The sequence below is a fragment of the Verrucosispora sp. WMMA2121 genome (assembly GCF_027460185.1).
In the GTDB taxonomy this organism is placed as follows: Bacteria; Actinomycetota; Actinomycetes; order Mycobacteriales; family Micromonosporaceae; genus Micromonospora; species Micromonospora palythoicola.
The window spans coordinates 1-26,560 of sequence record NZ_JAPZBH010000007.1; the positions used below are offsets into that span (position 1 = coordinate 1).

Genomic DNA, 26,560 nt, shown 5'->3' on the forward strand with positions numbered 1-26,560 from the left:
CGGGTGTCCACCCGCGCGGTGACCCCGTTGACCCGCGCCAACTCGCTGCGCGCGGCGCTCCACAACCACGAACTCGCGTCGTAGTTGGCCACCGCGTTGTCCGCCGAACCCAGACCGAGCACGGTCAGCCCCATCGCCGCCAGCAACGCCAGCACCGTACCCACGGTGACCAGACCACCGCGTACCCGGGACCGGGATCGTGGGGTCCCGGTCGCAACGGCCTCGTCGATGCTCGCCACAGCCGGCAGCCTCCCGTGTCGTCTCGGCAGGTGGCGCCCCCGTCCGGCGACCCCTCCCCTGAGCCGGGAGCCATCATATGGTCACGCTACGGACGCCGGGAACCCGCACCGTCCGCCTGTGGACACCCAGCGTGGCGTGTCGTCGGCGTGTCCCGCCAGGATCGTCCGATCGGGACCGGTCGTCCGCCGGTCAGCCGGTCGGCGCGGTCTACCGTGACGTGCACACCTGGTCGGAGGTGGCGAACTGGTCGGTGTCGTAGACGGCGAGCACCGCGAAACAGTAGTTCACCAGGGTGCTCAACCCGTTGACCGTGTAGCTGGTCCGGCCCGGGTCCACCGTGGCCATCATGCCCAGCGACTGCCCGGTCCGCCCGCCGGCCACCATGAACGGCACCAGCCCGTCCGACGGATCCGTCCAGGTCAACGTGATCGTCGTGGTGTCGTCGCGCATCGTCAGGTTTCCCGGCGGCGGGCCCACCGCACCGAGCGACGGCGTCGTCGGTTCCGTCGGCGGTGCGGCCCGCCGGTCCAGGACCAGCAGACCCACCCCGATCACGGCGGCCAGGGCCACCAGGACCGCCACCACCGCCACCACGATCGCCACCCGGTTGCGGCCCGCCGTCGGCTCCCCGCCCGGCATCGCCAACGGTCCCTGGTACGGCGCGGCGACCCCCGGAAGCTGCGAACCGGACCGACTCCAGGCCGGCGACGCGGCCGGCCCCGGATAGGGCGGCGGCGCACCGTGACCGCCGGGCTGCGGATAGGCCGCTGGGCCGTGCGGCTGGGCACCCGTCCCGTACGGGCCGGGTCCGCCAACCTGGCCGTACGACGCACCGCTGACCGGCTGGTACGGCACGGGTGCGGGGTGGGGAACTCCGCTTGTCGGCGGGTGGCCGACCGGCCCGCTGACGGGTGCTCCGCTGGTCGGTGGGTGGTCAGCCGGTCCGTCGGTGGCTGCTCCGCTGGTCGGCGGTGCATGGCCGGATGGTCCGCTGGTAGACGACATGTAGCCGGCCGCTCCGCTGGTCGCCGCGTGACGCGGCGGTCCGCTGGTCGGGCCGGGCTGCGGCAGTGGTGCGGTCATCTCGTGCGGGCCGGCCGTCGGGCTGACCAGTGCGGCGCCGTGCGCGGGCACGGACGGACCCGGCGGTGTGCTCACCGGTGGCGCCCAGCCGGGTGGTCCGCTGACGGGTGGTCCGCTCGTCGGTGGTCCGCTGACGGGTGGCGCCCAGCCGGGTGGTCCGCTGACGGGTGGTCCGCTCGTCGGTGGTCCGCTGACGGGCGGTGCCCAGCTCGGTGGTGCGCTGACGGGTGGTGTGCTGACGGGCGGTGCAGTGAGCGGTTGGGCCTGGCTCCGAGGTGCCTCGGCGGGCTGCCCAGGCGCCGGTGGCGCGCTGACCGACCAGGCCGAGGCGGGAGGAGCACTGACCGGCTGCTCCTCGGCCGACGGTCCGGTCACCGCCGATGACCAGGCCGGGGCCGCGCTCACCGGTGAGGGCACACCAACTGCCGGTTCCGGCGGTACGGGCGGACCACCGGCCCGCGCCGTTTCCTCGTCCAACAGCGGCCCGATCTGCTGGACGCGGATCGTGGGCCGGGCCCACTCGGGATGCCCGGTCGAGGCGGCCCCGCTCCGCGCCGACGTCGACCCGTCGGCGGCTGGATAGGGACGCGGTACGCCCGTCTGTTCCTCGTCCTCGACCCGCTGACGAGCCGCGCCGCTCGACGGTGTGACCGGCGTCGTGAGCGACGCCGCGGGCGACGACGGAGCCGGCACCGTGCCGACGGGCTCGGCCACGGCGGCAGGCGAGACCGGCGGCACCATCGGCGCGGGTGGCACCGCAGCCGATCGGGCCTGGTCGGCCGGGCGGACTGACTGATCTTGAGAGGCGGTCCGCGACCGCGGCACCACTGGTGGCGGAGGCACCGCGGGTGGAGGCGGAACCTGCGGTCCGGCGGACGGCGGCGGTATCCGAGGGGCAGGCGACGCGGCGGATGCGGGAATCTGACGTGGGATCTGCGGCACCGCTGCCGGTGGTACGGCGGCTGGTGGCGGTATCTGCGGCGCCGCTGCCGGTGGCACGGTGGGCGGTGGCGGGATCTGTGGCGGGTTCGGCTCGGCAGACGTCCGTGGTGCCGCCGGAATGACCGGCGGCGGTACGCCGGGACCCTGGGGTGAGCCGGGTGGGTGAAAGACGCCCGCCGTTCCCGGGCCGCCGGAAACAGGATGATCGATGGCCGGCGTGGATCCCGACGCTGAGGGCGGCGCCGCAGTCGAGGCGTCGTGCGGCTTCCACAGCGTGGAGAGCGCGGCCAGGGACACCGTAGGTTCATCCAGAGCCCCCCGAGCCGACCGGCCAGCCGGGCCAGGATCGGAGGCAGGAAGGACCACGGGCTGCGGGGCGGGAGCGGCGTCGCCGAGGTACTCCCGTGACATGCGTACTGCAGGATGGTCGGCACCGAGCACGGCGGGGCCGGCGGCGGCCACCCGGGTGTAGTTCCGGCGCGCCTCGTGGCGGTTGCCCAACTCGTCCGCGACGGACCCCAGCTCGAAGGCCAACGCCAGCATCAGGGGATCGGCATGCGGCCAGCGACGCTCCCCGGCGGCGAACGCCTCCTCCAGCACCCGCCGGGCCGCGCTCGGGTCGTCCGCCTCCCGATGCAGCCTGGCCAGCAGGTGAGCGGTGCTGAGCATGTCCGGATGATCCTTGCTGAACGGCGGCCGAGTCGACTCGACCGCCTCGATCAGCAGGTCACGGGCGGCGGCGAGATTACCCGCAGCACGCAGCGCGAGGGCCCGTTGCTGAGCGACGGCCAGGGGAGAAGCATGGGGCACGGGGCCCATGCTGCCGGGTACGGGCACCTCGACGCTACCCGGCGAGGGCCTGCCGCGAACCCCGTGCCGCGACGGCCAGACGCACCCGATGCCGATGTGCATGATCCATCTGGGGCGTGTACAGTAACTCCCCGTGCAGCCCACCGGGCGGCCTTCGGGTGATGGGATCACCGGGGCCGACACGGTAGGCTGGACAGGTAGGTCCGGGTGGCGGAATGGCAGACGCGCTAGCTTGAGGTGCTAGTGCCCGTATAGGGCGTGGGGGTTCAAGTCCCCCCTCGGACACGATCCAAATCCCAACGGTGTTCGCCGAGATCAATCTCGGTGTGCACCGTTTGTGTTTCTGCGGAGTATGTCAGCCTCAGCCGTAGGCTTCGGTACAGGTCGAGCTTGTCTTCGGGGTCTGCCTCCTTCAGCGTCGCAGCGATGTTGCCCAGGTTGGCGATCAGCGAGGCGATGTCCTCGGCGGTCATCGAGTCGATGGCGTCGGACTCGCGTGCAGCGGGGCGGCTTGCCAGCGCCTTGTCGCGCTGCTGTTCAGCTTCGGCGATCCAGCCCGCCACGACCGCCGGGCTGGCTCCCTCGTCGAGAGCCTGTCTGTAGCGGGCGATCTTCTTGTCGAACTCCGCGGTGATGTCGCCAGCGGCCGGTTGCCGTGGAATCGCCGGCCGGACCTCTGCGCCGAGTTGGCGAGCCAGCAGCTCGATCGTCTGATCGCGTTGTGAGGGGTCGAAAGCGGAGGCGATCCAGTGGTCGATCGGGCCGATTACCCGGTCTTCGCGCATGATCACGTTCTTGGGGTGATCGACACGGTTGGCCAGGGCGTAGTCGGAGGGGTAGCGGCACCGGTAGTAGGCGACGCCGTGGGAGTGCTGGCCCTGCATGCGGCGCTGGCACACCGAGCAGTAGATGAGGCTCTTCAAGACATACGGATGCCGTGTGCGGTGTGGCTTGTGGGTGGCGGGCTTGTGCGCTCGCGACCCGAGTAGTTCGCGAGCGGCGTTGAAAACCTCGTCACTGACGAGAGGTTCGTGGACGACCTCCTGTGAGGTGATCCACTTGTCTCGCGGGTTCCAACGCATGACCGGCATGTGCCCCAGTGCCACATCATCGACGTCTACGAGCACCTCGTCGGTGCGCTGCTTGTTCCAGACCTGCCTGCCGGTGTAGCGGGGGTTCGTGAGGATCACGCGGACGGCGCTCTTCGCCCAGGCACGACCGTCACGGTGAGGATTGCGCTCCTGGTCGTAGGCCGAGGGAGAGAGGATTCCCTCGCTGGTCAGGGCCTCTGCGATGGCGAAGATCCCGTTACCGTTGAGGAAGTCGCGGAAGATGCGTTGCACGACGGGGGCGGTCTGTAGGTCTGGCGTAAGGCCGTGCAGACGTTTGCCATCGGCCGCCTTCTGCGGATTCGGATGCGGACCAAGATCCTTGAGCGTGTAGCCGTACGGTGGTCGTCCGCCGAGGTAGCGGCCCTGCATGAGTGCCTGGGTGGCCATGGCGCTGCGGACCCGCACCTTCACGCGGGTCCGCTCGCCCTTACTCATGCCGCCGAAGACCGACATCACCAGGTCATGGGCCTCGTTGTCCGGATCGATAGGTCCGCCGACCTCTGGCACCCACAGCCTGACGCCGAAGTGGGCGAAGACCGGAACAGTCAGGCTGTACTGGTTGCCGTAGAAGGCGCGATGGGGTTCCCCAATCACCACGTTGTCGAAGCCTCGGTTCGGGTCTCTGAGAGCAGCCAGGAGCCGACTCGCTTCCGGACGACGAGGCCAGGGAATCGAGCGGCTGTCGCCAACATCGAAGAAGCTGGTGACTACCTCTCCGCCGACGGGCTTGACGAGATTCTCGGCGAGCAGGAACTGCCAGTTGTAGGAAGACTCTGGGTCCTGATTGTCTTCCGTGGAGACTCGCCCGTAGAATGCGAAGCAATGCGAGTAGCGTGAGCGTCCGATGAGTTGATGCGCGTTCACAAAGGCTCCATCGTGTTAGGCGTCTTTAGCTCGCTGCGTCGGTCGCGGACCTTCAGTAGTAGCCGAAGCAGCGCCTTAGTGGCGGGTGCGTCGAATGTGGGTGGCGCATTGGGCAGCATTACCAACGGGTCGGACGAATGGTGTTGTGGCCCGCCTACATTGTAGTTGTCGTTGGCTGATCCATGTCGTTCTGATTCGCTATTCAGGATGTTCCCCAAATGGAACCGGCGGCGCTCTCGCACCGGATGAATTGGTTATGGCGACCTCCATTCGCTTTCGAAGCGGGTACAAAAGAGTCCATCGAGCATTGCTCGATGGGCGAGTCACTGCGGGCCGTGGTGGGATGCGGTGCGGAGGATGCGGGGCCGCCCCTTCGACCTCAAGGGCGCTTCGCGTCGCTACGTGATCGCCCTGGGGCCGCCCTTGACCCCGGAGCATCTGCGCCCCCTCGGGCCGGCATTGCGGGCAGGCGGGGCCTGCCCGGAGCGCATGCGCCGCATCGCCACTACGGCCTCGTCCCGTTACGTAGGCCCTCGTGCCAGGTTTGCACCACGATGGTCGTTGGTGCGATATTTGCTGACAATTGCGCTACAGCATCACGATGGTGGGATGGGAACGATGCCTGCCATCATCTCCGCGGTCGCCGCTTCTCTCGCCGCTGTGCTTGCCGGTGTGAACCTTGTCGTGTCCGGCCGTCGGGAGCATGCCAAGTGGGCCCGGGAAACCCTGGTTGAAGTGCTCGTGGACTTCGTTGATGCCAGTTTCGAGAGCAAGGACGCGGTCAAGCACGCCATTCGGGAAGGGAAGCCTGAAGTTTGGCCACCGGTTGATGACGCTTGCCACCGAGCGCAAGCGAAGGCAGCAGAACGCAGGATGCGGACGATGCAGAGCCGTCTGAGGTTACTGGCAGCACCGCGGGTCGTAGATGCGGCTCAGCACTTGCGCATCGAGACAAAGCGCTACCTGGCACTTCTCGACAGTCCGCTACGCGATGCCTTGGAGCGAGATCTACAGATGCGGCAGAATCTCTGGACGTTGCGCCAGAAGTTCTTGAACGAAGCCAAGGTCGCCCTCGCCCTTCCTCGTCCTTGGCGTCGGGTGCCCAAGACCACACCGTCAGAAGGGCTGGGGAGGCCATCCGACGCTGATCTCCGGGCACGCGCTACAGCGATCACCGATGAGTGACTGACTGGGTGACACAGGCGGGGACGACCGTGGTCGGTCGTGGACTGTTCTCGAAGCTCAGAGGACCTGCGAGTACAGGTCAGGGCACCATGATTGTTCGTAGTGGACATCTGCGAAGCGAGGGCGATTTGCTGCCCGACGACCATGACGACGCCGCTGTTGGAGGCTCGGGCGCTTGACCTGCACCGGTCCGGCCGCAGGCTGCGGGGATGGTCAGCGGGTCGGGCGCCGCGCAGCCTCGGCTCCTCCAACCTGTGTCGATCTCACTGTCTCTCTTGTTACGACGTCTGGTTTCTATCCCCGGACAGGCGCTGGAGGGTTGCTTTCGCCCGGAAGGAGAAGGCCAGTCGGAGGGTGTGGGCGGTGAGGTGGATGGCCCACCAGGTGAGGGCGAGGAGGTAGCCGATGATGAGGGCGTTGTGGTTGGGCCAGGTGTGGACGAGGGCGTAGCCGATGGCTAGGCCGGTGGCGATGATGACGCGCACGGCGCGGATGCGGGTGATGGTGAGGCCGGTGGCGACGCCGATGAGGGCGGCCCCGGTGATGCCGACGAGGCCGACGCCTGGGCTGTTGATGGGCATCTGCGCCATCGAAGTGATCATGAGGAGGATGCCGGTGGCGCCGATCGTGGCGTGGAGGGTGGCGGGTTTGGCGCGGGTGAGCCATGCGGGTAGGTCGTCGGCGGGGATGTGGGGCGCGGCGAGTGCGATGACGGCGGCGCAGGCGGCGAGGGGGAGGGTCCAGCCGAGGGTCCAGGTGAGGAAGGGCCGGTAGGTGAACTCGGTGATGGTGCCGACGGCGAGACCGTAGAGGATGCCGGCGACGGGGCCGCTGGCGGCGGCGGCGAGGTAGGCGTGGCGGATGAGGCGTCCCGCGGTGGGTTCGCTGTTGGTGGTGGGTGGTCCGGCGAGCCAGGTGGTGGGGGCGAGGTAGGCGACGGCGTAGGCGGTGAGGACGGCGAAGGCGCTGGCGGCGCCGAGTTCGGACAGGGAGGTGTTGACGAAGACGACGCGGCCGTCGATGGCGCGGATGTCGGCGCCGTAGGCGGCTTGTAGGAGCATCGCGAGGGATGATCCGCCGAGCAGGAGCGTGGCGATGAGGTCGCTGATGCGTAGACGGACGCGGGGCAGTGGGGTGTCGGCGGCTGTGGCGGTGCGGTGGTGCGTGGTGGTGGTGAGGGTCAGGGCGCCGTCGGCGAGTGCGTGAGGATGCCCGACCGCCCTGGCGGTGGCGCCGGCGGCGGTGGTGAGGGTCTCGACCAGGTCGGGGACGGGTCCGGTTTGGCGCGCGATGACGGCGACGAGGTGGTCGCGGGTGATGTCGGCGGCGTCGAGGATGGCGTCGACGGCGGTGGGGATCTGCTGAAGCAGTGGCTGTGTGGCGGTGGTGACGTCGGTGCGGGTGATGACTGTCGGTGGGCGTGGTGCGGGTAGCAGCACCGGTGCGCGGTCCTGGGTGGTGAGGGCGTGTCGGGCCTGCCGGACCGCTTCGCGTACCGCTGTCACGTCCCGGTCGGCGTCGGGTTGGGCGATGCGGTGCCGCAGCGGATCGTCGTGGGTGGTGGCAGTGGTGATGACGTGGTGGGTGAGGGCCTGGTCCAGGTCGTGTGGTGTGTCGATCACGTGGATCGCGAGTTCGTGGTAGCCGTTGGTGTGTGTTTGCAGGACGGTGAGGGTGGGCGGGTGCTGGTCGGCGTGGCAGACGAGCAGACACGTGCCGGCGGGTGCGGTGAGCCCGAGGGTGGTGGTGGCGTAGGTGGCGAGCGCGGCCGGGGCGGTGACCAGCGTCGGTGGCGGTAGGTCGGCGCGGGTCGCGGCGGTGGTGAGCAGGTCCCGGCGTCGTGGTCCCCACCCGGCGGGAATCGTCAGGGTCAGACTGGTGACCGCCTGACCGATCTGGTGCCGGGCGTTCTCGGCGACGTGCCGCAGCAGCCCTCCGACGACGTCGACCGGGTCCACGTCGGTCGGGTCCGGTGCGGCGCGTAGCTGGTTGACCGGGTCGGGCACGAAATGATGGTCGGCGGGCAGTGTCTGGCCGGCGGTGGCATCGACACCGAAGTAGAGGCGCCCGCCGGGGGCGACGGCGACGCCGGGTGGCAGAACGAGTTGTCCGCCGATGAGGACCGGGATCCGGGTGCCTGACCGGTCGACGGTCGCCGCGACGGCTGGTGAGGTGAGATCGATCGACAGCCGTGGCCCCCCGCTGGACATGCCCGGCAGTGTCGCGTGCAGGGTCGGGAGAACGTCAACCACATTCGCCGATGGTGATCCTTTGTGTGCGGATGGTGAGAATCCTTCTCGGTGGGATGGCCGAAGGCATGCAGGGGCGTGTATGCGGGACAGGTCGATGGCCATTTCGTTCGGGGGAGGGGCCGTGTCATGCCGGAGGCCGCGCACACCAACGACCGCCTGACCGAGTACGGCACCCGTCCCACCGTCTACCACCCAAGGCAAACACCACCTCCCGCCCCGCGAGGCCGCGCCGGACGAGTCATCCGCAGCGCGATCGGGGCCGTGGTCTACCTGCTGGGCGTGCCTGCGCTGTTGTGGCTGGTCGCCGGCAATCCGCTGCAGCGACTCCCGACCTGGGCCGAGGCCACCGCCTGGATCGAGCAGACCCAGCAACGGCTGACCATCGAGATGCTGACCGGGCTGGCGGTCTGGGCACTGTGGCTGCTCTGGGCAACCTTCGCCCTCCTCCTGATCGCCGAGCTGGTCGCCGTCGTGACCCGCTGGCGGATCCCGATGCTCCGGCTGCCCGCCCCGCTGCACCGAATGGTGTTCGGCCTGGCCGGCACCGCCGCTCTCGCCGTCACCTCCACCCACCTGACCGGCAGCACCGGCAGTGACCGATCACCCGTCATCGTCTCCACCGGCATCGCCGAGACCGTGCCGCAGCAGGCCATCGCACGCGGTCCGGCGATCATCCGCGTCGCCGACACCCGCTACGTCTACACCGTCGAACGCCACGACACCCTGTCGAAGATCGCCGCCGCCTGGCTCGGCGACACCAACCGGTGGCCCGACATCTGCGCCCTGAACAAACACCGCCACTTCCCGACCGTCGGCGGCACCCTACGCGACTGCGACCTCATCTACCCCGGCTGGGAACTCCGCCTACCCCCCGACGCGACACCACCGGCCGACGCCACCCCAGCCCCACCACGACCCCGCCAACCGGCCGACCCGCCGTCTGCACCTGCCGAACCGTCCACACCGACGCCAGCGTTCCCGGATGACGAGGACGCCTCCAGCGAAGTCGAATCGCCCACTACCCCGACGGCACCAGACGTCCCCCTGCCGGACCAACCCACCACACGGGATACACCGAAGCCATCCGCCGAGGCATCCAGCGACGGTGATTCTCCCGGCCCGGCCTCCGAGCAGAGCACATCCGCACCGTCCGGCGATCGAGACGGCCTAGAGCTACCTGGAGGCAACTTCCTACCGTGGGCATTGGCCGCAGCGATCAGCGCCGCCGCCGCGCTCACGTGGCTGCAACGCCGCCGCCGCTTCATCCCCCACGAACCCGGCAGTGCCGGCACCGACAACCCGCCGGTGATGCCGCAGGCAGTGGCCGAGGTACACCGTCACGTCGTACGCAACCGGGACCTACCCGCCGCCGAAGACCTGGCCCCACGAGCCGGCGCCGTCACCGACCTATCGCTGCTGCCACCCGGCGGGGTTGGTCTCGTCGGCGACGGCGCGGACGCGGCTGCTCGCGCCGCCCTGGTCGCCATGCTCGTCTCCGGCGGCCCCCGCGAGCCGAACCGTCGCGGCGAAGTCGTCATCGACCACGCCACCCTCGCCACCCTGACCGGCCTCGAGCCGACCGCGCTCACACCATGGCCACGCCTACACGTCGCCGACGACCTCGACCACGCCCTGAACATCCTCGACGCGATGCTGCTGCACCGCACCCGCATCCTCGACGAGCAAAGCCTCACCGACCTCGACGACCTACACCATCGTGCTCCGGACGAGGAGGCGCTTCCGCCGGTGCTGCTGATCAGCCCCACACCAGCACCGGACATCCTCCACCGCGTGCAGGCCGCCCTCAGCACCGGTTCCCACCTGGCCGTCACCGCACTGCTGCTCGGCACCTGGCCACCCGGCCCCACCATCACCGTCACCACCGACGGTCGCGCCCGGAATCCCGAAAGCTCCACAGCATCGCCACTCGGCGAGCGCATCGCCGTCCTCGACGGGGCCACCGCGGTCGCATTCCTGACCACACTGCGTGAGGCACAGACCGGCGAAACGCCCACCATCACCTCACCAGCCATACCGGCGCCCATTCCGCTCCACACCAGCCGGACCCAGTCTGAGACAGCCGACGAAATACAATCGGTCGCCGCGCCGCCAGCAAGTGACTCCACTACCGTCAAGGCACAGCTCCGGGTACTCGGATCGCCACGCATCGACAACATCACCCGAACTGGCCGACCGCTACGAGCCAAGGCACTGGAACTGGCGGTGTACCTCGCCGTGCACCCGGACGGTGCCGCCACTCGGGAGATCGGCGAATACCTCGAACCCGACGCTCGCATCAGCCAAGCCGACCAACGCGTGCACACCAACGCCTCGAACCTGCGGCACGTGCTCGGCCGCGCCGGCACCGCGGACACGAAGAACGCCTACGTCATCAAGGTCGCCGGGCGGTACCGGCTCGACCCCGCGACCGTGGACATCGACGTGTGGAGGCTTCGTGACCTCATGCGCGATGCGAGCATCGCCACCGAGCCGCGTCGGCGGGAGCTACTCACCGCCGCATGCGACCTCTACAACGCACCGCTAGCGGACGGCCAAGACTACGAGTGGTTGCAGCCACACCGCGAGGCGGTCCGACGCTGGGGCACCGAAGCCCACCTCCTGCTCGCCGACGACCTACTCGACCACGATCCGCAGGCCGCATCCGACCTCCTCGACAAAGCCATCGGCCTGGACCGCTACAACGAGGCCACCTACCGCAAGGCCATGCGCGCCCGCCACGCCCTCGGCGACACCGACGGCATCCGAACCCTGCTACGCGCCCTGACCAAAGCCCTCGCCGACATCGACACCGAACCACAGGAGGACACGATCACGCTGGCAACTCAACTTCGCGTCAGCCTGCGCGATAAGTGAGCGTCACCGCCGCGCCGAGTCCCTCCACCCCCGGCAGCGGCGAGTCTCTGTAAATTCTGTAGTGCGACGTGTTCCAGCAGCGAGCAGGATATGCCTGGCTGGCGGCAAAAGTGCCGGTCACGTTGGCGGTTTCCCTCCGCGTTGCTGATGCGACGGCTGGACGAACCCTGAGGATCCAACACGACGACCGCCGCCATTCATGCCGCCGACCGCAGGATCCTACCAGCTATTCGCTGATCTAACTTGCTTGTCGAGGAGCTTCAACCTGGCTAATTGTCGGTGGTGGGACACGTGGGATCACGTTTTCCTCTGCCATTGTCGACGGTGGCCGGAGTTTGAGCAATTGATGGAGTGTCCTCTTTCTCTGGTTCCTGTTCATCGCCGCAGAGTTTGCCCACAATCTTTATAGCGTCCTTACGGCGCTGCTCGTTCCCGAAGACGCCGACGATCGTGGCAAGAATTAGCGGCTTGTCGATGATTCGACAAGCCGCCTTATATGCAAGGAAGGCGGCGAAGCCGACGACTAGGGCGGCTGGTGGCAGGTCGCCAAGCAGATTGGCGGGAAAGGCTGGCACGGCGGGCTCCACAAGAAGAGGGAGCCCGGATCTACGCGATCACTAGCTCCCGAAAGACAAGGGGTCGCAGGGTCTTTCGGGCTTTTCCAGGCGCACGGCTGCGATGGCTCTCGATCGAATGGTCGACGTCAGGAACTAGCAACGGCTTCGCGGCAGGAATCGACGCGAAAGTCCGGCCAAGAATCCGCCGAAGGATGATCTCCGCGCGACGTGCGAGAATGCGGCCGATGTCGGAACGGGAAGGTGGCCCCGGATCGGCGGTCTTTGTGGCTGTTTCGTGCCGGGCGGTACGCACTTGGCGTAGATTCGATGACACCTCACGCGGGGGAAGTAGGTGCCAAGTCCGACGTTCATCGATTTTTCGCTTGACGTGCTTCAGTGCTACGGGATCACATAGCAAGCGCTCGGCTTTCGACCACCACGGAACTAGTACGGCAGCCGCCGTTCGGGATCATGGCTGGAGTTCGAGGTTGAGGCGTCGGGTGTAGTGGGCTTGGCGGGCTCGGGCTTGATGGCGGCGGCGCCAGTCTGACCAGCGCAGACGGTGGGCGAGGTCGCGGATCGGGCGGAGTACGAGGGTGTTGATCAGCCGGCGGGTCTCGTTGACGGTCAGCTTGATCAGACCGGTGTCGGTGGAATCATCGTCGGCTTCGGCGGCGCAGATCGCCAAGACGGCGAGGGCGGCCAGGGCGAGGGTGGTGAAGCGGTGCCAGGAGTCCCAGCGGCGGACTTGGTGTTGGTCGAGGCCGACCTGGCCCTTGGCGGCTTGGAAGCTTTCCTCGACCGTCCAGCGGATGCCGGCGACCCTCACGAGCTGGGCGAGGGTGGCCGGTCTGGGTGTCCAGCAGCGGTAGAAGGCCAGTTCACCGGTGGTGGTGTTGCGGCGGATCAGGAGGCTGTGGTGGCCGCCGTCGTCGGGGTCGGCGTCGGTGCAGACGTCGTCGAGCCAGGCCCAGTCGTAGAAACGTGGGCCCTTGGATCCGGCGCCTGCGCTGCGGCGCTGCCACGCCGAGGCGGGCAGGCCGGCGGCGACCCGGTCAGCCCGCACCCGAGTCTTGCCGCCGTCGAGGGGGACGAGGTGGCTGCGGGACACGGCCAGGACGTAGCCCAGGTGGTGTTCGCGCAGGTGAGCACGGAAGACACTGCTGTTGCCGTAGGCCTCGTCCGCAGCCGCCCACCCAGCGGGGACGCCGGCGTCGAGGGCAGCGGTGATCATGTCGGCGGCCAGCTCGGACTTCGTGGCGAAGACGACCTCGTCGGGAACTCCGGCGGCCTGGCATCTGTCCCGGTCATCGGTCCACGACACCGGCAGGTAGACCCGGCGGTCGATCAGTGTGTGCCCATGCCGGCTGGCGTAGCCACAGAACACCCCTACCTGCGCGTTCTCGATCCGGCCGGCGGTGCCGGTGTACTGGCGTTGCACCCCGACCGTATGCGTGCCCTTCTTCAGGTCCCCGGTCTCGTCAACGACCAGCACCGCGTCCGAGTCACCGAACCGGGCCACGACCACGTCACGCAGATCGTCGCGGACGGCGTCGGCGTCCCACACCGCCCGATACAACAGCCTCTGCATCGCGTCCGGCCGGGCATGCCCGGCCTGCTCCGCCAACTGCCAGCACGTCTTGACCTCGATATCCGCCAGCAGCCCGGTCACGAACGCCGCCGCAGCCCGCCGCGGCTCGACCCGCCCGAACCGACCCGCGAACGCATCACACACCCCGGCCAGAACCCGCCGCCACCGGGCAGGGTTTACGCTGTGGCACGCGGCCACCGCCAGATCTGAAGTTATGTCCACAGCAGACAGACGATCACGCGGTGGCCGCACCTCGTCTACCCGGCCCCACCAGCGACATCTCAAACGGCGGCTGCCGTACTAGCCGGATTGGATCGCGAGGCTTCGGGTGGCCGTCTGCGTCGAGGCGAAAGCGTAGATTGACGGGAGGTGCGCCGTTGCGGAAGTCGATTTCTATCGATTGATAGCCAGGCCAGGAGAATCCAGCCAACATCTGGTTGAGTGCATCGCTAACCAGCACAATGCCACGGCTGAGGTCGACGGGGGATGCGTCAACCGATAAGCCAGTGGTCTTGTCGTAGAACCTGGTCAGCTTCCTCGCGACACGCTTCGCCACGACATGCGCGAAGGCTTCGCTCTTGCCGGTCCCGGGGTCGCTGCGGAGAAGAACCATGTCCGCGCATCTCGCTGGGCGCATGGTCGCGGGCCGTGCACGCAACCCAGTCACCCAATCCACGAGGGACAGAGTAGCGGGCGGTCGCACGAGGCGTTCGGAGGCGCATGACCCCCCGTCGCGCTGCCCGATCCCCGGATGAAGCTGGCCTCCTCCTTGCCGGTCCTGAGGGGTGTTTGCGAAATGCCGGGACGGCTCCGGCGGGTTGTCCGGCAGACCGCCGCGCCGCGAGGAGGAGAACGTACAACCTTGATGTGGGATCTCATTTGAGATGTCGGGCGCCTGGTTGTTGACCTGGGTCTCCATGCCCGTCTCACCTATTTGTCGGGACGGTTTGTCTCACGGATCTGTCGGTTTCTTCGCGGAACGGTCCGTTGCCGGCTTCTGATGTTGGCCTGGCGGGGTTGATCGCGGCGTTGCCGTAACGCTGAGCGCCTCGGCGTTACCAGGGGTGGGACTGTAAGACGAACGGTGTAACTCCTGATCAAGGAGCAGCACCTGATGTCTGATGGATCGATGGCCGCCGTGGATACTGCCGCGGTGGCGAAGAACGGGCCGGGACAACCGGCGGAGGGTCTCGACGGGGAACTCGTCGCCCAGATCGTGGAGCAGGCCCGTGCGGCGGGTCTGCAGCTGACCGGCGACGGCGGTCTGTTGCAGCAGCTCACGAAGCGAGTCCTGGAATCAGCGCTTGAGGGCGAAATCACCGATCACTTGGGCTATGACAAGGGCGACCCGGCGGGCAAGAACGGCGGGAACTCCCGCAACGGTGTGCGGGCCAAGACGGTGCTCACCGATGTCGGCCCGGTCGAGATTGACATGCCGCGCGACCGGGATGGGTCGTTCGCGCCGCAGATCGTCCGCAAGCGGCAGCGTCGGTTGTCCGGCGTGGACGACATGGTCATCTCGCTGTCCGTCAAGGGCCTGACCACCGGGGAGATCCAGGCCCACCTCGCCGAGGTCTACGGTGCCGACGTGTCACGGCAGACGATCTCGACGATCACTGACAAGGTTGTCGAGGGCATGACCGAGTGGCAGAACCGGCCCTTGGACCCGGTCTACCCGGTGATCTTCCTGGACGCGGTGCACGTGAAGATCCGGGCTCTGTCGCCGGTTGTGTGAAGCAGATCAGTGCGCGAGCAGAACGCGTTTGCGAAGCAGTTCGAGGCTGGCGCGGCCGAACATCTGTCGTTTGATCATTTTGAGGCGGTTGATGGTGCCTTCGACGGGGCCGGAGTTGTGCGGCAGGGTCAGGCCGTTGCGGAGGGCGTCGAGGTCGCGGCGTAGGTTGCGGGCGAATCCGGCCAGTGGCGTGAGGGTGTCGTGTTCGACGGCGGCGATCCACTCTTCGAGGCGCTCGCCGTGTCGGCCGGTCATCATGACCGCGAAGGCTCGCACGTGTTTGACCAGCCGGTTCAGGTCCTGGTCGCGGCTGCGAACATCACGAAGCTTGGCCGTGTCACGGGGATCGAGATGGTCGGGATGGGTCATGATCCATGAGGTGACCTGGCGCACTGACGGCGGTTTCGGGCCGGGGTGCGGGGCGTGGCCGAGGCCTTTGCGGAAGCGGCGTAGGTAACGCTGGACGGCCAGTTCCCCGCCGGGATAGCCCTGCTGCTTGATCTCGCGGAACAGTTGGGTGGCGTTGCGTTCTCCCTCGTTCCAGCGCTGGTGCAGGTAGGCGACGTAGTCGTCGACCAGGTGCGCGCGTTGCTCGGTGACGGCGGTCAGCTCGGCGACGCTGGCAGCGTTCAGGTATTTGCGGACAGTGGCCTGGTGCAGGCCGAGCTTGCGACCGATCGCCGACTTGTTCATGCCCTGAGCAGCCAATTGGTGAACGGCGGCATGGTGTTCACGAAGGCGGGTCACGATCTTCTTCTCAGGTGGCGGCTGCACCTCGGCGGGCATCGTGTCGTCGGCTGGTGGCGGTGCCGGGGCAACAAGCCGGGACCAACACGCGTTGACGGTCTTCTCCACCGCCTGGCCCAAGTTCTGCCAGAGGTGGAACCGGTCCGCGACCTGCACCGCGTCCGGGGCACCGGTGCGGGCTCCTTCGCCATAGCCGCCGGCCCGGTCGCGGCAGATCACCTCAACTTCTGGGTGCTGCCGCAGCCATGCGGCGAGGCTGTCGCCGTCACGGCCGTCGAACACGTCGACCGGACGCCGGCTGGCCATGTCGATCAGCACGGTGCCGTAGTGACGACCTCTGCGAAACGCGAAGTCGTCAACGCCGAGGACCGTGATAGGTGGCATCAGCGGATCGGGTAACTCTCTGACCAGCCGCAACAACGTATCGCGGCCCACGGCCGCGCCGATCACCGACGTCAGCCGGGAACCGGCCCGGCCAGCCAGAGCCAAACCGATCTGCGTCAGCATACTCCGCAGCCCCGGCGTCAACCGCGCATGCGGCACGGTTAGCCCATCGATCTGCTCGGCGAAAGTCTTCGCGGGGCAGCCGGTGTTGTCGCAGCGAAACCGCCGGACCTGCACCTGAAGCAGCAACGCCGTCCCCGCTATCGCGACATCCCGCAGCCGCCGCTGATAACGCCCATGAACCCTGCCCGACCGCTGCTGGCAACGGCCGCACCGTGCAGTCGCGGTCCGAGCCCGACCCGACAGCACCATCACGCCGGCACGCTGCTCAACAGCCTCGATCGACAGACCCGACAGGTGTGGCAATAGCTGCTCCACAAACGAACACGCCAGACATGATCAACGAAACTGCCCCGTCCCGAATCGAACCGTCCACATCACAAGATCGGCGACAGAGCCAAGATCCGTGACGGGAAGGTCGCCAACCGGCCCATCTACCTGGCCCTGGCCGTCACCGTCGAGGGCACCCGGGACATCCTTGGGCTGTGGGCCGGTGACGGCGGTGAGGGCGCCAAGTTCTGGCTGCAGGTCCTCACCGAGCTGAAGAACCGCGGTGTCGCGGACGCGTGCATGGTGGTCTGTGACGGACTCAAAGGGCTGCCCGACGCGATCGGCGAGGTGTGGCCCGAAGCGGTGGTGCAGACCTGCGTGATCCATCTGCTGCGTGCCTCGTTCCGGTATGCCGGCCGGCAGCACTGGGACGCCATCGCCAAAGCCCTGCGGCCGGTCTACACCGCGCCCACGGAGCCTGCTGCCAGGGCCCGGTTCGCCGAGTTCACCGAGGCGTGGGGCGGCAAGTATCCGGCGATCGTGCGGCTGTGGGAGCAGGCGTGGGCGGAGTTCGTGCCGTTCCTGGCCTTCGACGCCGAGATCCGCACCGTCGTCTGCTCCACGGATCGCCATCGAGAGCGTCAACGCCCGCATCCGCCGCGCCGTCCGCGCCCGCGGCCACTTCCCCAACGAGGCCGCCGCGCTGAAATGCGTCTACCTGGCCGTGATGAGCCTCGACCCCACCGGGCAGGGCCGCCGGCGCTGGACCATCCGCTGGAAGCCAGCCCTCAACGCCTTCGACATCGCCTTCGAAGGACGCCTGTCCGCAGGCCGCAAGTAGACGCCAACAACCCGAGTTACACCGTTCGTTTGACAGACCCGCGGCGGGGACTAACAGATCCGGTGGCGGTGTCCGGCTGCGGCGTCCAACCCGATCAGCGGGTGAGAGTTGCTCTTGCCGGGAGTTGCCGATCAGGCGCGGCTTGGTCCGATTGAGAGCCGGACGAGGCCGGACCAAGCCGGACGAAGCCGGATGTCAGCGGAGGTCGTTGAGATGCAGCGCCATATCGAAGTAGCGCCGGGTCAGGTCTACCGACCTCGTTCAGGTGTGGTGAGCCGAGTACGGCGTTGATCGCGAAGCTGACGCTCCTGGTCGAGGGCACGGTCATAGACGTGCCTCACCGCGAGCGCAAGCTCGGGGTCCACCCGAAGCGCCATCAAGATCTGTTGCAATGTGTCGAACCTCGGCAACCTCTTGCCGCTGAACGTGTCCGACAGCGTGCTGACAGGCACGTTGGCGGCCATTGCGATTCGCCGCAAAGTCGGTTGACCAGCTTGAGCGCGTACACGTTGCAGGAACTCCACCAACTGCCGACGTTCGTCGTTTCCACCGCGGGCTTCATTGTCACCAGCATTTCCGCGTGTGCGGGAGGAGGTCACTGCACTGGGTGATGTGCGGTCTGTCGACAAGGTCGCGCGTCGATCTCGCTCCAGCTCACCCTCCACGGCGCTTCTTTTCGCCATCCATCCGGCCTCGTCACCACCCCAGGCGTTAACGATGATCGCCAGGATGTCACGCGTGGGAATACGGTCCCCACGCAACGCGGCGTAGAGGGTGGATCTCGGTACACGTTGTTGAACGCTGATCTGATCAATGCTCGGAGCGGTCGCCCCTCGACTGTCCCTAAGCGCGCGTAGTTCAAGGGCAAACCGCGCACGTGGACCGTCGTCAGGCTGGAGGGGGTTTGGTCGTCGCGGCATGGGCTCCTGCCGGTTGTCTCGTCAATAGCGCGGATTGTACTCGTATTGTCTCTTGATCGTTGAACAGACTCCCAGGGGCTACCTAGCGTTGTAGGCACGGAGTTTGAGCGGCCCGCCCGTCGTTCATGGCCTTGGCAGGAACTCGTGCACGTCGGGCGGGCCAGAACCGCCGGCGTTGCCGGCAGAGAGGACGGGGTCCGATGACCAAGTCCTGTATCCATCATCACCCCTGGTGGGGGCCTCCTGGCAAGCGGAGGATGGTGATCATCATTGTTCTGGTGGCCGTCATTGCGGTTCTCGGCCTGAGTTTTGCCATGCCAGCCCCGCGCGTCGCAGCGGTCTCGGGAATCATCTCGGCTATCGCTGCATCCGTCGGTGTGCTTAAAGCACGGAAAGCCGCGCCGTAGCTCCGCTAGGCTGAGCGTGGCCAGGTTGCCGCACGTCGGGCACCTGGCCACGCAAACTTCTCAGCTATCTTTCGGAACCGACAAGTACACCGACAGATCGATGAGAAACCGAAAGATCTATTGAGAACCTACACTTCACCAAGAAACGATCCGACGGATCGCGGCAGTCTGGTTGATCCACCTGCTCAGTCGAGTGATCTTGACAACGTCGCCGGTTTTCGGAGCTTGGATGACGAGTCCGTCGCCGAGGTACATGCCGACGTGGCGTGGGTTGGCCACGGTGCCTTCGCTGCCGGCGATGAGGATGAGGTCGCCGGGCAGTAGAAGCGTCGGGTCGGCCACGGGCTTGCCGGTGTTTGCCTGGTCGGTGGTGACGCGGGGTATGGGGATCCCGGCCGCTCGGTACGCCGCCTGCATTAGGGATGAGCAGTCGCACTGTTTGTCAGGGTTGCCGGAGTGGGGGTCGGTGCATGATCCCCCGAAGTGGTACGGGGTGCCGAGCTGGTTCGCCGCCCAGAAGATGGCGGTGGCGACGGCGGGTGGGGTGTTCGCGGGTAGCGCGAATCCGTCCGGGAGGGCGGCGAGCGCGCCGGTGGCGCAGTCGGTGAGGGTGTTGGCCAGTTGGTCCACCAGGTGTAACGCGTCGTCGATCCACTTCGCGTACGCGTCGGGGAACGCGGAGACCTGAACCTTCTGGGCGGCGTGGGTGAGTGGCATCGCCTCCCAGCCGGGCACGGTCAAAAGCTTGTCGAAGAACTTCCCGGCCTGGTAGGCCGGCTCGGACAGTTGCGTGGCGGTGCCCCATCTATGGCTTGGGCGTTGCTGGAACACCCCGATCGAGTCATGGTCGTTGCCATCGCCGAGGTGGGGCAGGTTACGCAGGCCGGATTCCTGCATGGCGGTGGCGACAGCGACGACCCATCCCCAGCGGGGGACGCCCTTGGCGACGCCGACGTCGATTATGGTCGCGGCGATCTCTCGCTGCTCGGTGTCCCAGGTGCCGATGTCGGGCCGCGGTCCGGTGGGGCGCAGGGCGGGCGCGGCGACGATGCCGCATCCGTTGGAGCCGCCGCCGGTGACGGCCGACAGGAGGACCATGGGCAGTCCGAAGCACGCGACGATGACGATGGTGACGACACCGATGATGGCTTTGGTCATGGCGATTGACCTTCCGTCGCAGACGAAGAAGGGCCGGCGTGCGCGGGTGCTCGTCCGGCAGGCGTGGAGCGGTGCTGTGGTTGTGGGCGATAGATGAGCGGCAGCCGCCTGGCGGGATATCGCGGAGGAAGTTGGCGATCAGGTCGTAGCGGTGGCAGGCGGTCGCAGTCGCGCTCGTAGACGCTGCGGTGGGTGCGGTGCCGCGCGTGAAACGCAAAAAGGGCCGTGGGCCGCCCTCGCGGGCGGCCCACCTTGAGCGGTCGCGTCAGTTGATGGATGCCTGGAGGACGTGGGCGGCTTGACGGAGCAGGTGCTCGATGGTCCGGCTGGCGTCGTAGGAGTCGTGGCGGCTGTCGATTTCGGCGGCGTAGGCCCAGTCGAAGGTGCCGTTGGCCATGGCGGGCACGTGCCACAGGTCGCCGCCGTGGTCGAGGAACAGGGCGCAGCCCCACCGGTCGGCCAGGAGGGTGAGGGGTTGAGTGGCGCAGGTGATGGTGCAGGCGCAGTCGGGGTCGGTGTAGGTGGTGCGCGGCTGCTGGTGGTGGACGAGGCAGCGGCAGTCGCAGAGCCTCTGCCACGGCGGGATGTAGGCCATGGGGTTCCTCCGAACGTCTACGCGCGCACGCCTCGGCCGCCGCCGGTGGTGGGCAGCTTCCGGGGTGTACGCGGTTGTGGGGTGGTCAGTGCCGTCGCTCAGGTCGGCGGCCCGGTGATGGAGGTCCGGCCGGGTCGCAGGAGGGTGTTGTCCTGGACCTGGCGGGTCTCCTCGGCGGTGAGCAGGTGGGCGGGCAGCCGCGGCAGGTGCTCGCGCCAGGCGCGGTAGAGGCGATGGGTTCCGTCGATGAGCAGCGGGGCGGGTGGGTGCCCGCTGATGTCGAGTTGGGCGACGATCACCGGTGTTTTCAGGTCGGTGGTCATGGCGTAGGCCCGGTCGAGTGCGGTGCTGGTCGGCCCGATCAAGCTGGCCACCCGCTGGTGCGGGTCGTCGAGCCGGGTCAGGCCGTATGCGGTCGCCCACGTCGCGACATCGAGAGGCTGGGTGTCGCGGGGCGTGGCGGCGATCAGCGCCCGTGCGGCGTCGATGGAGAACACCCAGGGCGGCCCGAAGTGGAACCACTGCGGCTGTCGGGGCGGGTCATGTGCTGCCCCCGTTGCGGTTGTTGGTGAGGCGGGTGGAGATCGCGACGCAGCGCAGGATCAGCTCGTGTGAGGGCAGGGTCAGCAGTCGCTGTCGTTTGTCGTCACGAAGCTGGTCCCAGATGAGGACGGTGACGGCGGCGGACCATACGTCCACGATGACGCCGTCGATCTTGGCGTGCTGGCGGTCGGCGACGATGCGTCGCAGGGTGTCGATGAGCGTGGCGTCTCCGAGTGGGTGGTTGGCGTCGTCGGGTCGTTGGGCCTCGGGGAGCAGGGTGTAGTAGTCCTCGCAGGTGTCGTCGATGCGCGGTGGGTTCTCGGTCTCCCACCGCTGCACGTCGGTGGCACGGAGTCCGCACACCGACTGCCGTAGGTCGCGGTGGTGGCGGATGTGGCCGCTCATCGGCTGCCCGCCCGGTCTGAACCCCACCTGGTCGTGCTCGGCCGTGTCATGGCCCTTCCCTCCGTGATAGCGCCGGGGCAGCGGCGCCGCTGCCCCGGCTGGTGGGCGATGTGTGGTCAGACCTTGAGCAGGTCGAAGGCCGCCAGCTTCAGGTCGCCGACATTGCCGGTGACCACCCGGTTGGCGCGGGCAATCTCGTTCTTGGCGGGCTGGTAGTGGTCGAGGTACTCGGTGATCGCCTGGAAACCGGCCCACCTGCTGCCGGAGATGGCTTTCTGGGTGTCGGCCTCACGGATCAGGTACTTCAGCGTGCCGAGGCGCTGCTTGGCGTTGTTGCGGGTCTGCTCCGAGGCGGTGTCCTTGACCGGCCACACCTGGCCGACGACCTGCTCGAACTCGCGCATCGTCATCGCGGTCTGAAGCATCCGTTCGGCGGCCTTCTCGAAGGTCTCCATGTACTTCCACATCAGCCCCAGTGCCTCGCGGGCTTGGCTGATTTGGGAGTTGACGTTGGAGGTGTGCCGGAACGTGTAGTGCCCGACCGAGTGCGCGAACGCGGCCCGTTGGGTGTTGGCGCACACCACCCGAATCGGGCTGGCGTCGACCCGCAGGGCGGCGGTGCCGTCGTGCGACGTGGTGCCGATCAGATACAGGTCCAGGCGGTCCACGCCGGCGATCTCCATCGCGTGCGGCAGCTTCATCGTGACGAACACCGACTTGCCGCGCCGCAGGCTGCCCGCGGTCTCAAAGTGTGCGCCGCCGACCTGATCGACCAGGCGGTCCAGCATCTCGGCGCATTGCTCGTTCTGGACCACGGTGTAGTCGGTGCCGACGATGCCCAGATACTCCGTCTCACCGGTGACCGGGTTGCGGCGGACGGTCATCCGCTTGTCATCGGCGGGGATCTGTACTTCGACGCCGTTGACGAGGTCGATGCCGACGGTGCGGATGGTGCGTACGCCCCAGTCGCCGAGTCGGGCGGCGGCCATGATCTCCTCGGCGCGCATGGTGTCCTGGGTGACGGTGCCGAGTTGGTGCCAGGCCGACAGGCGGGCGCTGGCGAAGGCGGTCGTCCCGTCGGTGAAGGTTTCGAGGTCGTGCGGCACGGGGTTCTCCTCTCGGATGCGGTTGCGGGGGCCGAGCGCATAGCTCGGCCCCCGGGATGGTGGGTGTGGGTCAGGACTGGTCGGTGTTGTCCGCGTCCGCCTCGGCGGCAGCGCCGCTGTCGGCGGGTGCCGGGTGGACGAAGGCCAGCGGGTTGTCGGAGACCAGGAGGATGCGGCCGGCGGCGGCGGCCTTCGTGAGGTTGTTACGCACCGCGCCGTTGCTGACCTGCCGGTTGAGCTGCGCGGCGAGCGCGCTGGCGATGTCCTGCGGGGTCATCTGACGGCCGGGGCTGGCGGCCAGATAATCGAGGGTGAGCTTTTCCAACTCGCCCCGGCCGAAGGGCTGGTTGCCGTCGGCGTTGACGGTCCCGTCGCCGCTGACGCGGCCCACGGTGCGGGCGGTGCTCGCCGTGCGGGGGGTGGCGCGGGTGGGCAGGGTGACGACGTGGGTCTCACCGTCCGGGCCGACAATGTGCAGCGTGCCGTCCGGACGGACCAGGGGCTGCACGGCCGCCGTGGCGGTCGGCGTGTTCGCCAGGCCGCGCATGACCTGAAGGCAGAGCGGGCAGCGGGGCGGTTCCGGGTTCGGGTCGACCTCGCTGGCCTTGGTGGGGCCCGGGATCCACCGCTGCGGCTCGCCGGGGAGCCGGCGGGCGGCGTCTGCCTGCTCCATCGCGGTCAGCAGCCGGGTGGCGGTGACGTGTCCGATGCCGCTTTCGGCGACGATCAGGTCGAGGGTCGCGCCAGCATCGCTGTAGTCGGCCAGGACGCCCTTGATGGCCATGACCTTGCGGTCACCGGGGCGCGTCGGCTGTACCACGGCGACCGTCCGACCCTCGTCGTCCGCGCCGCTGTCCTCGTCGTCCGGGCCCTCGTTGCTGGCGTCGTCCCGGTCGGTCTCGTCCGCCGTGTCGTCGGGCTCCTCGTCTGCGTCCTCGTCGCCGTTGATCTCGTTGCCGGTCTGGTCGGCCGGCTCGGTGTCGCCGGTGTCCGGCTCGCCGGCCGGGTTGTCGAGGTCGGTGCCGTCGGGTTGCGCGGTCTCGTCAGGGTTGGCCGTGTGCTCGCCGCCGGGGTCGTCCGGCGCGGCGTCGGTGGCCTCCGTGGGGGTCGCCGGGGTCCACCGGGTGGGCGTGCCTTCGGCCGGGTCGGCGTCGGTGTCCACTGCGGCGATCAGTCCGGCGTCGGCGAGGGTCTTGATGGCTTTGTCGGTGGTCGAGCGGGCCTTGCCGGCCTTGTCGGCCAGTTCGTGGACGTTGCCCTGACCGAGTTCGGTCAAGGCGTCGAGGACGGCCTGCGTGGCAGGCGTCAGGGACAGGTTTTCCATCGGTCCCTCCTTGGGGGATTTGCGGTTGGGAACGCCCGGCACGGGTTGTGCCGGGCGGTGGTGCGCCGGGCCGCGCGGGCAGCGGCCAGCGCGGCAGGCACGTGGATGCGGTGCGCTGCCGTGTGGGGTGCTGCGGGGATGGCGGCCCGGTCGCTCTCGGGGCTGCGTGACGCGGCCGCTAGTGGCCGGCGCCGGCGGTCTCGTCGGCCCCGGTGTTCAGGACGTAGAGACGGTCTTCGGTCGGGTCGCGGTAGATGCCGGCGTCGGCGTGGGACAGCCGCAGCGGGTTGACGCTGCCGGGCGGGCGGAGTGCGGCGTCGGACGTGCCGACCCGGATGCGGGTGGTGTGTCCGGGGAGGTTCTGCCTGCGGCAGGAGTCGGTGTGGGGCAGGACGACCAGGATGGTGTCGCCGGGGTTGTTGACGTAGCGCCGCCGTACCGTCTGGCCGGGATGCGTCTGCGCGTACGCGGCCCGTGCCTCGTCGCCGATGAGGGTGTCGATCCAGTTGCGGGCGTACCGGTACTCGCGGGCCAGCTCCCTGATGGTGTCCACGGGACCGGCGACGGTGCTCGTGGATCCGTGCAGGTCGTCTTCGTTGATCAGGAGGGTGCGCAGCCGGTCGACCGCGAGCAGCAGCTCGGTGCGCAGGTGCCGCAGGTTGGCGGCGGCTTCGGGTAGGTGTGCGGCGGCGGGAGCGGGGTCGGTGGCGTGCTGGTCGAGGGTGCGGCCGGTCGTCGCGGTGATCCAGCGGCCGACCGTGTTGCGGTGCCGCATCAGGCCACCTGCTCAGGAGGTGAGGTGGGCGATTTCGGTGGGGGTGAGCTGTGTCGGGGTTCGGTTGCGCCAGGCGTCGGAGTGGCGCAGGTGCCACCAGCGCAGCAGTGACCGGCAGGCCGAGGCGAGCTCGCCGCGCACGGGCAGCGGATACACCGTGGCCAGCGGTGCCTGATGTGGCCGGGCGATGTAGGCGGTGGGCGTCCACCCGTGGTCGGTTTCGGTGACCTCGCCGACAACGCGATCCGGATAGGGGATGTCGAAGGCGGTGGCGGCTTCGGCGTCGGGCGTCACCTGCCAGGTGTGCGGGTCGGTACGCCGCAGCGTCGCGACGCCGCGCGACGGATCGCAGCGCCGCAGGAGCAGGTGCCGCTCGTCGCCGTCTGCGATCGGCCGGTGGTTGCGCCAGGCGCGGTAGCAGGTGAGCAGCGCGGCTCCGAGCACGGCGTGTCGTTCGCGGGCGACGAGCGCGTCGGTGAGGGTCTGCTGGTAGGCGGCGATGTGCAGGTCGGCGCGGGCGGCCATCGCGTGCCGGGCCGCTGTGGAGAGCATGCCCACCCGGGCGAGAGCCTCGTCGAGGCTGGTGGTGCTGTCGGTGAAGTCGCGGGCGGTTGTGTGCAGGATGCGGGCGAGGTCACCGATTGGTTCGGGGGTGGCGGTGTCGTGGCGCCACAGGTGCTCGGGCAGGACGTCGTTGGTGTCGGCGGCGATACGCCGCAACACCGGATCGGTCAGGAACATCGAGGAACTCCTTCTCTGGTCGGGCTGGGCATGGCGATGGCCGGTCGCCGCGGGGGCTGCGACCGGCCATGGGAGGTTTAGGCGGGAGGGCTCAGGCGATGGCGACGGCGCACAGGCGTGCGCTGGAGCGCAGGCCGCGCAGGTAGGCGCACGCCTCGTTGAGGAACCGGAACCGGTCCGCGACAGAGTCACTGGCCGGGGCGAGGAGCCGGCCGTCGGTGGTGATCAGCGCGTCGCCGATGAGCGCGATGCGCCAGTGGAGCCCGACGTAGGTGGCTTCGCCGGCCTGGTAGACGGACAGTTCGTAGGGGTCGAACGAGGCGGCGAGCATCGCCAGGACGCGGGGTTGCTGCTCGAAGCGGCGGCGGGCCTCGTTCAGGGTGACCGTGCCAGGGTCGGCGTGGTGCTGGGCGAGGTAGTCCTCCCAAGGGCGGGCGGGCCGGGTGGTGGCGTTGATGTGGGTGTTCCACGCACGCCAGCGAAGGCCGGCGGCGTGGGCGGCCTGGGCGGTGGTGCCGGTCAGGTCGAGGCGGCTCTTGCGGCCTCCGGCGGCGAGGGTGACCGCGCCGAAGCGGCGGGCGGCGTCGAGCAGGTAGTAGCCGAGGAACCGGGTCAGCCAGCCGATGAAGCGGCGGTGCCGGACGCGGTAGCGGCGGGCCGGGGTGCCGTTGGCGTGCAGAAGGTCGTTGACCTTCTCCGAGGCGGCGAACCAGTCGGCGTCCTCGCCGGGGCCGAAGCAGACAGTGACGACCTTGTCGGTGAGCGGCGTGGGCTTGGGCATGGCGGAGTGCTCCCTTCGCGACAGGGGCGGGGCATGCATGGATGGGTGTGCAGGGTGGTGCCACCGGGTCGCGGCGTCTGGACCAGGAGAGCTGCCGTGTGGGGCGCGAGGTGTGGATCACGGGCCGACCGGGAGGGTGGGCTGTGGGTGATTCCGCTGGCGCGGGCAGATCCGAAAAGGGGAAACAGACGGGCGGCG

At 68.4% G+C, this 26,560-nt stretch carries 23 protein-coding genes, 1 tRNA gene and 3 pseudogenes; 8 read left to right on the forward strand and 19 right to left on the reverse strand.

What is annotated here, in order from left to right; translation table 11 throughout:
• On the reverse strand, positions 1 to 230 hold a 230-nt coding region (locus tag O7605_RS31605; protein ID WP_443084018.1), incomplete at its 3' end, for a hypothetical protein.
• 217 nt (positions 231 to 447) lie between these two features.
• Entirely contained in the window at positions 448 to 1,398 is a 951-nt protein-coding gene (locus O7605_RS31610; protein WP_269742781.1) for a fibronectin type III domain-containing protein, read from the reverse strand.
• Between O7605_RS31610 and O7605_RS31615 the strand changes: the two genes are divergently transcribed.
• Positions 1,391 to 1,906 (forward strand): hypothetical protein, encoded by a 516-nt coding sequence (locus tag O7605_RS31615; RefSeq protein WP_269742800.1) that lies wholly within the window; start codon positions 1,391 to 1,393, stop codon positions 1,904 to 1,906. The two genes, O7605_RS31610 and O7605_RS31615, sit on opposite strands and share 8 nt — an antisense overlap.
• Before the next feature lie 75 nt (positions 1,907 to 1,981).
• Complete coding sequence (locus tag O7605_RS31620; RefSeq protein ID WP_269742799.1) at positions 1,982 to 2,119, forward strand: hypothetical protein; 138 nt, start codon at positions 1,982 to 1,984, stop codon at positions 2,117 to 2,119.
• 782 nt (positions 2,120 to 2,901) lie between these two features.
• On the opposite strand, the pseudogene O7605_RS32245 reads toward O7605_RS31620, so the two are convergent.
• Positions 2,902 to 3,177: pseudogene (locus O7605_RS32245) on the reverse strand (tetratricopeptide repeat protein); the annotation flags it as partial.
• 99 nt (positions 3,178 to 3,276) lie between these two features.
• Here O7605_RS32245 and O7605_RS31630 point away from each other — a divergent pair.
• Positions 3,277 to 3,360, forward strand: a tRNA-Leu gene (locus tag O7605_RS31630).
• On the opposite strand, the gene O7605_RS31635 is transcribed toward O7605_RS31630, so the two are convergent.
• Complete coding sequence (locus O7605_RS31635) at positions 3,342 to 5,051, reverse strand: recombinase family protein (protein WP_269742374.1); 1,710 nt, start codon at positions 5,049 to 5,051, stop codon at positions 3,342 to 3,344. The two genes, O7605_RS31630 and O7605_RS31635, sit on opposite strands and share 19 nt — an antisense overlap.
• A gap of 618 nt (positions 5,052 to 5,669) precedes the next feature.
• Here O7605_RS31635 and O7605_RS31640 point away from each other — a divergent pair.
• Entirely contained in the window at positions 5,670 to 6,236 is a 567-nt protein-coding gene (locus O7605_RS31640) for a hypothetical protein (protein WP_269742373.1), read from the forward strand.
• A 278-nt stretch (positions 6,237 to 6,514) separates the two neighbouring features.
• Here O7605_RS31640 and O7605_RS31645 read toward each other — a convergent pair whose 3' ends face one another.
• Positions 6,515 to 8,488: a hypothetical protein gene (locus O7605_RS31645; protein WP_269742372.1), complete on the reverse strand. Its 1,974-nt coding sequence runs from the start codon at positions 8,486 to 8,488 to the stop codon at positions 6,515 to 6,517.
• Between the two features lie 126 nt (positions 8,489 to 8,614).
• On the opposite strand from O7605_RS31645, the gene O7605_RS31650 reads away from it, so the two are divergent.
• On the forward strand, positions 8,615 to 11,362 hold the full coding sequence (locus O7605_RS31650; RefSeq protein WP_269742371.1) for a BTAD domain-containing putative transcriptional regulator: 2,748 nt from the start codon (positions 8,615 to 8,617) through the stop codon (positions 11,360 to 11,362).
• 269 nt (positions 11,363 to 11,631) lie between these two features.
• On the opposite strand, the gene O7605_RS31655 is transcribed toward O7605_RS31650, so the two are convergent.
• From O7605_RS31655 to O7605_RS31665, 3 genes are all read right to left on the reverse strand, one after another.
• Positions 11,632 to 11,937 carry a hypothetical protein gene (locus tag O7605_RS31655; RefSeq protein WP_269742370.1) on the reverse strand — a complete coding sequence of 102 codons (306 nt, stop codon included), beginning with the start codon at positions 11,935 to 11,937 and terminating at the stop codon, positions 11,632 to 11,634.
• Positions 11,938 to 12,388: 451 nt separating this feature from the next.
• On the reverse strand, positions 12,389 to 13,708 hold the full coding sequence (locus O7605_RS31660) for an IS701 family transposase (RefSeq protein ID WP_443084017.1): 1,320 nt from the start codon (positions 13,706 to 13,708) through the stop codon (positions 12,389 to 12,391).
• A gap of 37 nt (positions 13,709 to 13,745) precedes the next feature.
• A complete protein-coding gene (locus O7605_RS31665; RefSeq protein WP_269742369.1) occupies positions 13,746 to 14,123 on the reverse strand; it encodes a hypothetical protein in 378 nt (125 codons plus the stop codon).
• Between the two features lie 516 nt (positions 14,124 to 14,639).
• On the opposite strand from O7605_RS31665, the pseudogene O7605_RS31670 reads away from it, so the two are divergent.
• Positions 14,640 to 15,224, forward strand: a pseudogene (locus O7605_RS31670) (transposase); the annotation flags it as partial.
• Between the two features lie 27 nt (positions 15,225 to 15,251).
• Here O7605_RS31670 and O7605_RS31675 read toward each other — a convergent pair.
• A complete protein-coding gene (locus tag O7605_RS31675; protein WP_269742368.1) occupies positions 15,252 to 16,814 on the reverse strand; it encodes an ISL3 family transposase in 1,563 nt (520 codons plus the stop codon).
• 81 nt (positions 16,815 to 16,895) lie between these two features.
• On the opposite strand from O7605_RS31675, the pseudogene O7605_RS31680 reads away from it, so the two are divergent.
• Positions 16,896 to 17,607, forward strand: a pseudogene (locus tag O7605_RS31680) (IS256 family transposase); the annotation flags it as partial.
• Between the two features lie 248 nt (positions 17,608 to 17,855).
• On the opposite strand, the gene O7605_RS31685 reads toward O7605_RS31680, so the two are convergent.
• Complete coding sequence (locus O7605_RS31685; RefSeq protein ID WP_269742367.1) at positions 17,856 to 18,368, reverse strand: helix-turn-helix domain-containing protein; 513 nt, start codon at positions 18,366 to 18,368, stop codon at positions 17,856 to 17,858.
• Between the two features lie 416 nt (positions 18,369 to 18,784).
• Between O7605_RS31685 and O7605_RS31690 the strand changes: the two genes are divergently transcribed.
• Positions 18,785 to 18,934, forward strand: coding sequence for a hypothetical protein (locus O7605_RS31690; protein ID WP_269742366.1), 150 nt, complete (start codon positions 18,785 to 18,787; stop codon positions 18,932 to 18,934).
• A 135-nt stretch (positions 18,935 to 19,069) separates the two neighbouring features.
• Here O7605_RS31690 and O7605_RS31695 read toward each other — a convergent pair whose 3' ends face one another.
• The 9 genes from O7605_RS31695 to O7605_RS31735 all read right to left on the reverse strand — a co-directional run bounded on the left by O7605_RS31695 (position 19,070) and on the right by O7605_RS31735 (position 26,362).
• Positions 19,070 to 20,092, reverse strand: a complete 1,023-nt coding sequence (locus O7605_RS31695; RefSeq protein ID WP_269742365.1) for a C40 family peptidase — start codon at positions 20,090 to 20,092, stop codon at positions 19,070 to 19,072.
• 265 nt (positions 20,093 to 20,357) lie between these two features.
• Positions 20,358 to 20,687 (reverse strand): hypothetical protein, encoded by a 330-nt coding sequence (locus tag O7605_RS31700; RefSeq protein ID WP_269742364.1) that lies wholly within the window; start codon positions 20,685 to 20,687, stop codon positions 20,358 to 20,360.
• A gap of 98 nt (positions 20,688 to 20,785) precedes the next feature.
• Entirely contained in the window at positions 20,786 to 21,184 is a 399-nt protein-coding gene (locus O7605_RS31705; RefSeq protein ID WP_269742363.1) for a hypothetical protein, read from the reverse strand.
• A gap of 43 nt (positions 21,185 to 21,227) precedes the next feature.
• The gene (locus O7605_RS31710) at positions 21,228 to 21,662 is read right to left on the reverse strand and encodes a hypothetical protein (RefSeq protein WP_269742362.1); all 435 of its coding nucleotides are present in this window, start codon (positions 21,660 to 21,662) and stop codon (positions 21,228 to 21,230) included.
• Between the two features lie 89 nt (positions 21,663 to 21,751).
• A complete protein-coding gene (locus O7605_RS31715; RefSeq protein WP_269742361.1) occupies positions 21,752 to 22,741 on the reverse strand; it encodes a DUF932 domain-containing protein in 990 nt (329 codons plus the stop codon).
• A 70-nt stretch (positions 22,742 to 22,811) separates the two neighbouring features.
• A complete protein-coding gene (locus tag O7605_RS31720; protein ID WP_269742360.1) occupies positions 22,812 to 24,065 on the reverse strand; it encodes a helix-turn-helix domain-containing protein in 1,254 nt (417 codons plus the stop codon).
• Positions 24,066 to 24,243: 178 nt separating this feature from the next.
• Positions 24,244 to 24,840 (reverse strand): hypothetical protein, encoded by a 597-nt coding sequence (locus tag O7605_RS31725; RefSeq protein WP_269742359.1) that lies wholly within the window; start codon positions 24,838 to 24,840, stop codon positions 24,244 to 24,246.
• Positions 24,841 to 24,852: 12 nt separating this feature from the next.
• Positions 24,853 to 25,581 (reverse strand): hypothetical protein, encoded by a 729-nt coding sequence (locus tag O7605_RS31730; RefSeq protein WP_269742358.1) that lies wholly within the window; start codon positions 25,579 to 25,581, stop codon positions 24,853 to 24,855.
• 91 nt (positions 25,582 to 25,672) lie between these two features.
• On the reverse strand, positions 25,673 to 26,362 hold the full coding sequence (locus tag O7605_RS31735; RefSeq protein ID WP_269742357.1) for a hypothetical protein: 690 nt from the start codon (positions 26,360 to 26,362) through the stop codon (positions 25,673 to 25,675).
• Between the last annotated feature and the right edge of the window lie 198 nt (positions 26,363 to 26,560).

Excerpts from the sequence above, each read along its gene's own strand:
- O7605_RS31725 (WP_269742359.1), bottom strand. The coding sequence starts at position 24,840 with ATGCGGCACCGCAACACGGTCGGCCGCTGGATCACCGCGACGACCGGC.
- O7605_RS31720 (WP_269742360.1), bottom strand. The coding sequence starts at position 24,065 with ATGGAAAACCTGTCCCTGACGCCTGCCACGCAGGCCGTCCTCGACGCC.
- O7605_RS31735 (WP_269742357.1), bottom strand. The coding sequence starts at position 26,362 with ATGCCCAAGCCCACGCCGCTCACCGACAAGGTCGTCACTGTCTGCTTC.
- O7605_RS31665 (WP_269742369.1), bottom strand. The coding sequence starts at position 14,123 with ATGGTTCTTCTCCGCAGCGACCCCGGGACCGGCAAGAGCGAAGCCTTC.
- O7605_RS31700 (WP_269742364.1), bottom strand. The coding sequence starts at position 20,687 with ATGGCCTACATCCCGCCGTGGCAGAGGCTCTGCGACTGCCGCTGCCTC.
- O7605_RS31730 (WP_269742358.1), bottom strand. The coding sequence starts at position 25,581 with ATGTTCCTGACCGATCCGGTGTTGCGGCGTATCGCCGCCGACACCAAC.
- O7605_RS31650 (WP_269742371.1), top strand. The coding sequence starts at position 8,615 with ATGCCGGAGGCCGCGCACACCAACGACCGCCTGACCGAGTACGGCACC.
- O7605_RS31690 (WP_269742366.1), top strand. The coding sequence starts at position 18,785 with ATGGTGATCATCATTGTTCTGGTGGCCGTCATTGCGGTTCTCGGCCTG.
- O7605_RS31640 (WP_269742373.1), top strand. The coding sequence starts at position 5,670 with ATGCCTGCCATCATCTCCGCGGTCGCCGCTTCTCTCGCCGCTGTGCTT.
- O7605_RS31695 (WP_269742365.1), bottom strand. The coding sequence starts at position 20,092 with ATGACCAAAGCCATCATCGGTGTCGTCACCATCGTCATCGTCGCGTGC.